Raw genomic sequence first — 12052 nt, 5'->3', positions numbered from 1 at the left:
TCAAATCTTTTCAGCCAAACGTTTGTTTGCTTTCGCTTCCTTAATCCATTCCGGAACGACAGTGTTCAGGAATTTCTCTTTTGCCTGACGTTCGGCAGCCATATCCAGACCGATATATTGCTGTGCTTTTTCCTTTGTCGAGATATCCGGCATCGGAACATCATCTGTATAACCCAATTTAGCTAATACTTTGGATACAGCCAGACGTGCCTGCATGGTCCTGTCGAGGCCGTTACCCAGGATACGTTGTATCTCCTGCGGTGCATGGAATGCTCCACCGTGGGAAGCAACACCGAAATCCCAACGCCATTGTGCCTGACGGAGCAGTTTCAATACCGGAGCCATCTGGTCTTCCGTTGCGCCTTTATCCCAGGCAAACTTTGCTTCGATATGTGCTTTTGCCAGTTCGGCTTCCAGGCGGTTACGCATTTCGTTTGCCTTGTTCTGACGTTCGTAAACATTATTACGCAAAGTTTCTTCGCTTTCACGATGGCAAACCTGGCAGGTACGGTCAATCATAGCCAGCGGGCTCATGATATGGTGGTCACTGTATTTCACGCCGCCTTCGCTTTTATAAGGCATATGGCAGTCGGCACAGGATACGCCACGCTGTGCATGGATACCCATCATCGACAATTCATAATCCGGATGCTGCGCTTTCAGAATCGGTGTACGGCTCAGTTTATGGGTATAGTCTGCGAAACCTTCTTCGTCATAATAAGCCTCCATGTCTTCAACAGTAAAGCCTTTATCCCAGGGGAAAGTCAGATACTTGCCGTCACCCTTGAAATAATATTCCACATGGCACTGCGCACAAACCAGTGAACGCATTTCCTGCTGGGTCGCCTTGGTGATGTCGCGTCCCTGGTGCTGGAATGCTTCAATCAAGGCCGGACGACTGATATGCAGATTCATATTCTCCGGTTCATGGCAATCGGCACAACCGATAGGATTCACAATCTCCGTTCCCATTGCCGCCCATTTGCTCTTATAGAAATTATCTACTCCTATCGCCTGCATCATACGGGGAACGTCCGGACTCTTACAAGTCCAGCAAGTTGCCGGCTGCGGACCTTCATCGGGCGTCATCGGAGCGCCGACACGCAGGGTATGACGCATATCGTCAATCGCATGCATATGACCGCGTGGAGTTGAATAATCTTTAGAAAAAGCATATCCGGCCCAAAGAATAACCATTTCGGGACGGGCTGCCAGCACATCGACCATCTGGTTTCCGTTATACTTGCTTTGAAAACTGGTATCCATCGTCTGCGTCCAGGTTTCATATTCCCGCGGATAGTTCGGGGCAAACTTTTCGTTTACCGACTCAATGCCGGTAATCTCGACTTTCTTGTTATTCATCACACTGGCAATCTCGGCCCTCCGTTCATTGATCGAGGCAGCGAGTACGCCCAATACGAAAACAACGGCCATTGTTCCGCCGAACAACAACCAGCCTTGCCATGATTTAAGTTTCTTTTCCATATTCGTTGATTTTTATTTATTCGTTTTATTTAAGCATATCTTTCAGCCATTGCGGCGTATTGGTTTTCGGATAAGGCACAATGGCCGAAGGAGTGGACGAGAGGCTGTTGGAACCTCCGTGCGGAACATCGCGGTGACAGTCCCAACAGGCTTTTCCTTCACCCGCCATCGCCATATTGTGGTCGATACGTCCGGTGTTTACAAATTCGGTATTCAGTTGCGTGTGGCAACGGACACAGTTGTTCATGATTACTTCAGCGCTTTCGTCGATAGCCTGTATTACCTGCGGTTCGCCACGCATCATAAAGACAGCGGCATGTCGCATACCGTCCATTCCTTTGAAAAACCATTTCTTTGCGGCGTTTTCGTGCGGCACATGGCAATCGTTACAAGTAGCGTTCCGGCTATGCGAACTGTGACTCCAGGTAGCATAATAAGGCCCCATGATATGACAGTTCACACAGGTCGACGGCTCATCAGACAAGTAACTCCAGGCCCTCGATACATAAAATGTATAAAAGCCTAAACCACAAATCGCTCCGCTCGCGACAATGGCAAATAATTTCCATCGTCTGGAAGGAAGAATCGCGTTTATTATCTCTTTTATCTTCATACAGCCTTAATTAAAGTTTAATTCTTGACAAATATCTTAAATCGAGTACAGGTAAAGTGTAATAAATATTACATTGCGCGAAAATTATCCAACAAATGAGAAAAGTTTTATTCATGGCAGTCTCCGCACTGCTGATCTGCACCTCGTGTGTAACGAAGAAAAAATACCTGGAAGCCGAAAATGGGCGGCTCGAAGCCATCGGCCGCGGCAATGCTTTACAGGAACAACTGGTCGATTGCAAAGATGCCGGTGACAAACTGAACGAGCGCCTCGCCGCCCTCCAGCGAGACACGGCAAAGATGGGCAGCAACATCCGCAACTATCAGACGATGCTGAATTCGAACATGACACAACAGGAAAAGTTAAACTCCCTCCTCAGCCAGAAGATGGAAGAATTGAACGAGCGGGAACGGACAATTAACGAATTGCAGGACATGATTAATGCCCAGAACGAAAAAGTTCAAAAGCTGCTAAGCAGCGTAAAGGATGCCTTATTAGGTTTCAGCAGCGAGGAACTGACTGTTACGGAGAAAGACGGCAAAGTATATGTCGCCATGTCGGATAAGTTATTGTTCGAATCAGGAAGCGCCCGGGTGGATAAACGTGGAAAAGAGGCATTGGCTAAACTGGCGGAAGTCCTCAACAAGCAGTCGGATATAGATGTATATATCGAAGGCCATACCGACAGCAAACCGATTAACACGGCACAGTTCAAAGACAACTGGGATCTGAGTGTAATCCGTGCAACTTCGGTTGTCCGCATCCTGACAAAAGATTACGGCGTGAATCCGTTACAGATACAACCTTCCGGACGTGGAGAATATATGCCGGTAGCAGACAACGAATCGGCTGAAGGCCGCAGCAAGAACCGCCGGACAGAGATTATTATGGCACCGAAGCTGGATAAATTATATCAGATGTTACAATAACCTATAAATAGCGGGAATGAATTCTAAGTCCTCTCCAAACAATATCTATAAAATCTTACCCAAGTTTACGAACATTAACGTATCCTTGGGTAAGTTCGTATATAGACATAATTACTCTTCAGAAGTGTATAGCTACTTCCTAAACCTAAGATGTTTTCGAAATTAAGGGCCTTTTTATTATACGACTAATGTTACAAATGGAGTCTGTCTTCGTATCACAGCAAAAGACCTTGCTATGATTTTGGCTCTTACAGCATTGATTACAGATGCTTTATGTTTCCCCTCCGCTATTTTCCTTTTATAATATGCTTTCATCTGCGGATCCCAAGAGATGGCAGTAATAGCTGCCCGGGTAAGGTACACTTTTACTTCTTTGTTAGCCAATGGAGAAGTCTGCGTTTTTCCCCGTATGGAAATACCTGAAGTATGTTCAAAGGGAGCAACCCCGCAATAACAAGCAAACTTCCTTGGGTTGTCAAATCTTTGAAAATTGTTAGTAACACACAGTAATACAATGGCATTGATTATCCCTACACCTTTTATACTTCTTAATAACAAGTAGTTTGTGCAAAGAGAACAACTAGCGGCTATTAGTTGCTCCATAGCCTCTTCCACCTGCAGGATCTTTTCTTTTATCGACTTGAGCTGCTCTTCCAAAAAAGAAATGGAGTCTGTCACATCAGCCAACTTGGCCATCTGGGAGAATGTTTCCAATAACTTTATGCTTGATACTTTTTGCTTGACCAAATTGTCACGTATAATAATCCATCCCCGCAGTCTCACCAAGTCTTTGTCAGGCAATTTGTATAACTCTAGTTTTCGATAGTGTAATACCGCATAGTTCGCTATTCTTTTAGCGTCAATGCGGTCATTTTTGCCTCGTTGCAAGCCTATGGACTTCTTGATGGTCAACGGGCAAACCAAAGCTAGGGAAAAACCCATAGAGGCACTGGAAACAGATAACTCTGTGACATAACTTCCCATGTTTTCAGCACAGAACAAGAGTTTGGATAAAGAGAGATGATAACCTGCTATCCAATCTAATAAAGATTGGATCCCTTCTGAAGTGTTATCAAAAGACTTGTGAGACAACTCTTTTTCGTCCGCAGACATTAAGGATGCATCGAAAGTTTTTTTCCCTACATCAAGACCTACAAAATGAGAATAATTCATAACTTTGTATTTACAGTATTAAACATGAAGGAGAAACAGCTAATACATTTATTAGGTCGTGAGCCTACAATTCTAACTGGCTAGGTTCTCCAATTAAGAGAGTTGCAGTCTGATTCAGCCCATAGTCATTTAAGACTAGTGTCAAAGTTAGTTCACTGCAACTCTTCTTTTCAAATATACACTTATATTTTTATTGGGATATTTAATACTGCAAATGTAAATGTGTCAAAAGTCGCTATCCAGTCTGTCATCCCGGGCTTAACCCGGGATTGTATACTACGTTGATATGCACCATTTAGTATAAGTTGGCGGATCAAGTCCGCCATGACAAAACGGACTTTTGCAGCAGTCCTGCTATTCTATTGACCTATAGTGGATTTTTAATCGAAAAAAAGCTCCACTCCAAATCAAAGGGAGAATATGGGTACCAGATATCTTGTTTTTCTCCTCCTACTTCCTGAAAAATATGGATGAGACAGGTAGATGTTTTTAGATATTTATCTCCATTTTCTTTCAATACGCTTACTTGACTAATCCCTTTGTTTTCAAACTCTCTGGTCGAATATCCCAAATTCGTATATTCCCTGAAAGAAGCCAAACTTTCTTCGTTATCCTTCACTTCTACCGATGCTTCATATATATAATACAAATAAGATTTATCAAACCCTGATTCCTTTGCTACATTTCCTGGAAGTGCACCTTTGCACACGTCAAGAGCTTCACAACGCGTAAATCCTTTGACAGCCACACTGTCATAATCATCAAATGTAAACCAGGTTATCTCCGGTTCCGATAAATAGATTTTTTTATCATACTGAAACTTTGTCTTTGAACAAGAGAGTAAAGCAAAGACAACTAACAGACTATAAATAAATGACAGATTCTTCATAATTCCTTAATTTAATATTAAATACTAGTCTTTTCATTCGTAAAACAAACTATTTATCCTCTTTTGATTTTACATCTATATCTTTAAAGGAAAAACAATGCCACTCCAAATCGAAAGGGGAACACGGATACCAGATATCCATCTTTTTACCATCCTTTTCCTGGGAAATATAGATTAGATAAGTGTTCATGACAAATGAATCATCAAGACTGTCATAATCTTTTACAGTATTGGAAACCCCAATATAACCCATATCCGGAAAAGAATATCCCAATTTAGTATTTTGATCAGCATACATAATAATAAAATCCTCCTCATTCATCTTAAATTCGGCAGTAACCGCGCAGATATAATAAACATAAGATTTATCGTATCCCGAATCCTTCACAACACTATCAGGCAGCATACCTTTATGTTCATCCCCGATAGTCCAGCTATTAAATCCCTTCACTACGATACTGTCCCCTTTCTCTACAGGATACCGGTTCACTTCCGGCTCCGACAAATACAAATAAACCTGACCGTTAAAACCAATCTCAGTCTTAGAACACGACATCAAGGTCAACATCAATAATAGATAAAACACAAACATTCGATTTCTCATATCATTCTCACATTTTAAATACTTCTATCCATTAAACGCCAGCCTTTGTTTCATATTGCGTGAGTGATAATCAATAAATTATTGTATGAGGCAGTGATAATAAAATATAAAAAAGACTCCCCCTAATATTATTTATCATTAAATATTTATCATCTACTATCATACTATCATTATTTGATATAAATACATAATTATCAACACCCTATCTTATGACAGTAAGTGCTTTTAACTATCATATATCTATCATGCAACTATCATACCCGCTTAAAAAGTAAGATAGGAAACGTCTTCTTTTGGATAAATATATAGCTAAAAATCAACAACATAGTAACATATATTGCTTGACACCCGGGTCTTGACACCTTCGACACCCGGGTGTTCGCATCGTCAAGATGGGGGTGTAAAACAGGGTAAGATGGGCATCCCGGCAACAAAAAGTCTGTATTCGGGTGAAATTAAGTCATTGTTTTGGGATAAAAAAGTAGTAGACTAACGAATTATGAGAGACAGCATGTAACCGGGCAGTCATCTTTTTAAGGTCAAAAAGATGGCTGCTTAGTTAAAATAGAGTTAAAATGATGGTTGCATGATAGATAAATGATAGTTAAAAGCACCTACTATCATAGATTATAATGCTTATAATCAGATATTTATATCAACCAGTGATAGTATGATAGTAGAATTAAAGATAATTCTACTTCTTACATCTTATTGCAAAATACAGAATATACAGAAATGCAATCAACGGCACAAAGAACCCGATTGCCATATTGTTTTCCCCGATATATCCCATCAGCATCGGACTGAAAGCGCCACCAGCCACTCCCATCACGATATAGGAAGATGCCTTTTTGGTATAAGCGCCCATCCCTTCCAGACCTAACGCAAAGATTGTCGGAAACATGATGGACATAAAGAAGAATGAAATATACAACGCATACAAAGATATCGTTCCGGCAGAAACAATTACCAACGCCATGCAGATGGCATCAGCCAAAGCAAACCAGGTCAGCAATTTTCCCGGAGCCATCCATTTCATCGTAAAACTTCCGGAAAGGCGGCCAATCATGAATAAAGCCATCCCGCCAAACGCAAGTATCCGCGAGGCTTCGATATTCGTCATCTGCGGGTCGAGTTCCGTGACATAATTAATAAAGAAACTAAAGATACCGGTTTGCGCCGCACAATAACAGAACTGGGCAATCACCGCCCGTACAAACTGCCCATGCCTCCACATCGAAGTGGCGGGGAGTTTTGTATCAAGTCTATTTTCCTCCTGTTCCTCTACCTTTATCTCCGGCAAACGAGTGAAAAAGAAAAGGATAGCTACCAATAAAACGATACCGCCCACAAGAATATAAGGTTTCGTCAGGGTAAACGGGTCATCCTGCGCACCTCCGAAGATTAAAGCCCCACCAACCAGCGGACCAAGTATCCAGCCCAACCCGTTAAACGATTGCGACAAATTCAGACGCTGCGCACCCGACTCCGTCGGTCCCAGAATAGTCGAATAAGGATTGGCTGCCGTCTCAAGAATACACAACCCGCAGGCAATGATAAATAAAGCGACCAGAAAAGGAGTCGCAGAATGCAAAAAGGCAGCAGGGATAAAAGCGAAAGCCCCGGCAGCAAAAAGTAACAATCCCAAAATAATACCTTTCTTATAACCGTAACGCTTCATAAACATTCCGGCAGGCAACGCCATCAGGAAATAAGCGATATAAGTGGAAAACTGCACCAGGCCGCTCTCCGCCTTCGTCATCGTGAAAGCGCCCTGGAAATGTTTATTCAGTACGTCCAGTAAACCATGCGCAAATCCCCACAACAGGAACAGGCTGGTGATAAGTATGAATGGAACGAGATATGATTTTCCATTGGGGGCAGCAAATAAGCTTTGTTTGTTTTTCTTTTCCATCAGATTCTTTTGATTCGGGTAATTGAATACAGTCCATCAATTGCCATTTCTCCGCGGATATGGCGCCGGAAATGACTTAACAGATTGCAAAGGTAATTCTTTTCTGCCAATAAACTATGTATAATCAGGACCTCGCAGATATTGGAGGTCCTGACCGGTTATTTCTTTTTCAGATAATAATTCGGATTAAAATAGGAAATCCGGTAAGCAGAGTCCGGAGCGTTACGGTATAAATTGATCGTATTAAAAACCAACTTTGCCGAATCCATATCGAACTCAAGTAAAACAGGGAACATCTTTTCAGGAACAGAATCATAAGGAGTCAACCCGGCTTTTGCCAGCTGGTTGTTCCAGAATGTCGTCAAGCTCTCCTGGTAGATAGTATCTCCTTTATGGTTGAATAGATAAAAAGTATCCCGCTCTGTCGTTGTCCACATTTTATCGGGATTTTTATATCCGGCAACCGGCATTAAAAACTGATAACCCGAAATATCCACCGGCTCCCCGTTATCAATCTCAAGATAAGCCTGATAGTCATATCTCTTATCTTCCGGAGAGTAGTTATCCCGTCCGGTTTGCGAAATCCGTTCAATATCTTTTGCCGTGATTCCGGGTATATAAGTAACCACCGACAAGAAGACGATCGCCAGGCAGGAAGCATACAGATAACGGCCGTACTGTTTGGTAAAGAATAAAACGGCCAGACAAGTCAGTATCAACCCGACTACCACCAGATACACACGCGGCTCTGTAAATCCGTACTCGTTGATACGATAACAAGCACCCACCCAATACATCACCAAAGCGGGCAATACGGCAAAACTGGCCTGTTTATAAAACCAATCATAATACCTCTTCGTCAGAAAGACCTGGCAACCTTTCAGAATAAAAGTGACAGAAACAAAACTGACAACGATATAAGCCACCGCCCCTTTCGGCAACGACCAGAGAACCGCTACCTTAATAAAATAAAGATACAGAATGACCGCATAGATCAGCAAAGCCGGCGAAAGCACATAATTCAGCAGCACTTCAAACAGCCGGTTACGGCTCTCCTCCTTTTCTTCCCTTTCTTGATTGAACATGAGGAACAACAAAGGCATCCCACACATAAAAAGAAGGTAAGCCGAGTCGGTATAGAAACTCCTGTAACTGTTTTCCCATATCTCAAAGATGTATTGTATGGATGTATAGATCGAAATTGCCAGCAAATAAGCAATCCCCGCCAGTAATCCGGCAGACAACAAAGACTTCACATAACGCAACCCGACACGCACAAACTCATCATTATCACGTTTCCAGCCGCTAACCAGATAGAGAAGTTGCACTACAATCAATGAAACCAGATAGGTCGGTTCCCATATCTCATCCTTATCCAGCCACAAAAAAGGAATAAAAAAGAAAGCCGATAAGAAATACAACGGCCGTAGTTTGTGTTGTACGGTCAGTCCGTTCAGCATATAGGTTATCAGGAACAGGACCGGAAAATAAGCCAGCGGCGCCGCCAAAAAAGAATATCCGAATGCATACTCGAAATAGACACATCCTGCCAGACTGAAAACGACTGACAACACAACTTCCACCGGATGTTTCCTGACAGCCAGTTTCAACCTGTTTATGAGAACCTCTATTTTCTTTTTCATATTGATTCAACGTTTATTAGATAGAAACGAAGATAAGAACTTCTTATTACATAAAAGCGATGAGAGACGAAATAAATAAACACATATTAGAACAAATTCCATAACTGTTTGTTTTATTAATAAAATCAATAAACGTAATATAAAACATACAGCTATGACTTTAAGTAGAAAATTATCCGATGCTCTGAACGAACAGATACTGGCAGAGATGTGGTCTTCCAATCTCTATCTGTCCATGTACATTCATTTTGCTCAAATAGGTTTGGACGGTTGCGCCCATTGGATGAAAAAACAATCGGAAGAGGAACTCGAGCATGCCTATAAAATGATTGATTATTCTGTAAAACGTGGCGGACAGGTGAAACTGGAACAGATCAATGTTGTTCCGACAGCTTTCGGCACACCGCTGGAAGTATTCGAACATGTTTACCAGCATGAGGTTCATGTTTCCGAGTTAATCGACAAACTGGTAGACATCGCACATGCAGAAAACGACAAGGCGACACAAGATTTCCTTTGGGGTTTTGTACGCGAACAGGTAGAAGAAGAAGCAACCGCCAAAAACATCGTTGAAAAACTAAAACTCTACGGTGAACATCATGTGGCAATCATGGATCATCATTTGGGTAAGAGATAATTGGTTCAGATATTATCAGGTTTGAATGTTACTTTTCTCTTGATAGAAAAGTAACCAAAAGTTCAAGGCTGCATCCGCCTCGCTACTCAGCCTCCTACGTTCGCTGTCGTCTGTGAACTCGCTGCGCTCAAACAGCACAGCCTCCGGGCGCTCACTGCGGATGCTTCGTTTAACGCTCACCAGATGAGGCCTTTCATAGAACGCTTTGCGTTCTCCTAAGATTGCCGATACTACCTGTTAAATCCAAAAGTTTTTGTTCTATAAGTACCGGTATCGGCCATCTTAAGAGGAAGCACAGCTTCCTAGGAAAGGCCTAAGCGGATGAACGTCCGCGAAGGGGGAAGACGAAGCGGTTAAAAAAATCCGTTGTCTGAGCGAAGCGAGTTTCGGATTTTTCAGCGGAGTCTTTCACCGAAGCAGTGAAGCCGGTTAAGCCTTGATCTTTTGACTACTTTTCCATCAAGGGAAAAGTAGGTTCAATTATTTCTATATTTACTCTACTACCTTCATTATCGCCTTTCCCCAATATTCCCCCAATACGGCTGCCCCTTTTTCGTTCGGATGGAGATAGAACGTACCGGCATTACCTTCTTCCGGTATTAAATCCGTGAGATAATTGGCCTTGAAATAGTCGAATGCCTCCGTATCTCCCATAAACACCTGGCAGGGAAAACGTTTGGCATACTCTTCGACCAACGATTGCAATACCGGATAATAACTTTGTAGACGGTTTAAACCTTCTTTCAGATACATAGCGCCGTTATATGTATTCGGACTGTACCATACCGGACGATGTAAAACGATTTTACAACTGGGATACAACGCTAGTAACTGGTTGATAATAGCTTTCATGTTTTCTTCATATTTTTCAGGAGAGGCCGGTGCACCGTTCGGACCTGTAATCGCGCTATCGTTCGTCCCCAACATAATGGAAAAGACAAGGGTCGCCCAAGTCTCGTCCGCAAACTTATCGGCAGCCTCCTTTGCCTTCGGGAAAAGTGTTTCCGTTGTCGGCAGATAATCGGTAGTCGTACAGCCGCTTACTCCCTGATTGGAGTATTTGACAGAAGCGACCGACGGTTGCTTTGTTAAGTATAAAGCGGCTTTTACAGGAGGAGCGTCATGTGACGGAGTAGCGATTAACGCTCCCTGGGTAATACTGTTTCCTATAAATACGATGTTCATATTCTTTTTACTTTCCGCCTTCATAAAAGGACTACTTATCGCCAGTCCCAACAACAGGCAGGCTATTTTCGCGATCTGTTTCATATTCGTTTAGCTGAGTTAATTTATTCGTTTGCGAAGGTAAAAATAAATCAACTATTTCGGGATGTTTTTGCAGCCAAACTTTTGCTCCCTCCGATTCACGTAAAGGATACTCTTCCATTATATCCATCAGTTCGCTCAGCTGCTCATTGGTAAACCTGAAGTTTTTAAAGAAAGCCGCAACGTAAGGGTGAGTTTCGGAAAAGCCTTTAGTAGCAACGGCTTCGATATGTTCTGCATTACCGAACACACCTTTACTGTCTTCCAGAAATTTCAGGTCATAACGGGAAAACATCCAGTGAGGCGTCCAGCCTGTCACGACAATCCAGTCATTATGTTCAACCGATTTTTGCAGGAACGCCGTCATGGTAGGCCCGCTGGAAGGCATCAATGCCAGTTGTAATCCGTATTCATCAACAGCCTTTTCCGTCAGGTTCATCAGACTGGCACCGATATCGATTCCGATAATTTCATTTTTGAAACGTTCTTTGTGCGCATTCAGTTCTTCTATCGTATTGATCGTTACATAAGACGGAACAGCCAGTCCTAAACGGGCTTTTTCAAACGGAACACCAATCGTTTCCAGACGGTCGCCATATTTTTTCATATAGTCGACATGCGTATCCGGAAGCCACGCATCCAGAAACAGATCGACTTTACCGGCAGCGACGGAGGTAAAGATCGGAGCGATATCGGCATTCTTCAAAGTCACTCTATATCCCTGTTCCTCCAGCATTGCCTTTGCCAGGTAACTCATGGCGATGCCTTCCGACCAGTTCACATAGCCGATCGAAATCTCCTTCGGGTCTTTGGCACGACTGCAACCGGCAAGGAACATGAGCACAGCCAGGAGCAGGATCAGGTTGATAAGTATAAATAATCTTCTCATACAATTTTT

At 42.7% G+C, this 12052-nt stretch carries 11 protein-coding genes; 2 read left to right on the top strand and 9 right to left on the bottom strand.

The genetic code is table 11. The annotated features are described in order from the left end of the window. Together nrfA and nrfH are read right to left on the bottom strand one after the other, a co-directional pair. Window positions 1–1485 (bottom strand): ammonia-forming cytochrome c nitrite reductase, encoded by a 1485-nt coding sequence (nrfA, locus tag K6V26_RS02930; RefSeq protein ID WP_224264560.1) that lies wholly within the window; start codon window positions 1483–1485, stop codon window positions 1–3. Window positions 1486–1510: 25 nt separating this feature from the next. Continuing rightward, on the bottom strand, window positions 1511–2098 hold the full coding sequence (nrfH, locus tag K6V26_RS02925; protein ID WP_010800218.1) for a cytochrome c nitrite reductase small subunit: 588 nt from the start codon (window positions 2096–2098) through the stop codon (window positions 1511–1513). Window positions 2099–2193: 95 nt separating this feature from the next. Between nrfH and K6V26_RS02920 the strand changes: the two genes are divergently transcribed. Further along, on the top strand, window positions 2194–3027 hold the full coding sequence (locus K6V26_RS02920) for an OmpA family protein (RefSeq protein ID WP_007659432.1): 834 nt from the start codon (window positions 2194–2196) through the stop codon (window positions 3025–3027). Between the two features lie 177 nt (window positions 3028–3204). Here the strand turns inward: K6V26_RS02920 and K6V26_RS02915 are convergent, their stop codons facing one another. The 5 genes from K6V26_RS02915 to K6V26_RS02895 form a co-directional block, all read right to left on the bottom strand. Continuing rightward, window positions 3205–4200, bottom strand: coding sequence for an IS110 family RNA-guided transposase (locus K6V26_RS02915; RefSeq protein ID WP_046145281.1), 996 nt, complete (start codon window positions 4198–4200; stop codon window positions 3205–3207). Window positions 4201–4567: 367 nt separating this feature from the next. Beyond that, a complete protein-coding gene (locus tag K6V26_RS02910; RefSeq protein WP_224264559.1) occupies window positions 4568–5089 on the bottom strand; it encodes a hypothetical protein in 522 nt (173 codons plus the stop codon). A gap of 49 nt (window positions 5090–5138) precedes the next feature. Then, a complete protein-coding gene (locus tag K6V26_RS02905; protein WP_007659429.1) occupies window positions 5139–5693 on the bottom strand; it encodes a hypothetical protein in 555 nt (184 codons plus the stop codon). Window positions 5694–6387: 694 nt separating this feature from the next. Then, the gene (locus tag K6V26_RS02900) at window positions 6388–7608 is read right to left on the bottom strand and encodes a sugar MFS transporter (RefSeq protein ID WP_007659426.1); all 1221 of its coding nucleotides are present in this window, start codon (window positions 7606–7608) and stop codon (window positions 6388–6390) included. Window positions 7609–7766: 158 nt separating this feature from the next. Beyond that, entirely contained in the window at window positions 7767–9251 is a 1485-nt protein-coding gene (locus K6V26_RS02895; RefSeq protein ID WP_224264558.1) for a DUF4153 domain-containing protein, read from the bottom strand. 154 nt (window positions 9252–9405) lie between these two features. Here K6V26_RS02895 and K6V26_RS02890 point away from each other — a divergent pair, with 154 nt between their 5' ends. Next, a complete protein-coding gene (locus K6V26_RS02890; protein ID WP_007659422.1) occupies window positions 9406–9888 on the top strand; it encodes a ferritin in 483 nt (160 codons plus the stop codon). A gap of 492 nt (window positions 9889–10380) precedes the next feature. On the opposite strand, the gene K6V26_RS02885 is transcribed toward K6V26_RS02890, so the two are convergent. After that, window positions 10381–11157, bottom strand: coding sequence for a GDSL-type esterase/lipase family protein (locus K6V26_RS02885; RefSeq protein WP_374692879.1), 777 nt, complete (start codon window positions 11155–11157; stop codon window positions 10381–10383). After that, on the bottom strand, window positions 11105–12043 hold the full coding sequence (locus K6V26_RS02880; protein ID WP_224264557.1) for a glycine betaine ABC transporter substrate-binding protein: 939 nt from the start codon (window positions 12041–12043) through the stop codon (window positions 11105–11107). Before K6V26_RS02880 ends, K6V26_RS02885 begins: the two co-directional genes overlap by 53 nt. Between the last annotated feature and the right edge of the window lie 9 nt (window positions 12044–12052).

The sequence above is a fragment of the Parabacteroides goldsteinii genome (genome assembly GCF_020091425.1).
Taxonomy (GTDB): Bacteria; Bacteroidota; Bacteroidia; order Bacteroidales; family Tannerellaceae; genus Parabacteroides; species Parabacteroides goldsteinii.
Note: the sequence above shows the minus strand (reverse complement) of the source record. Positions and strands in the feature narration are given on the sequence as shown.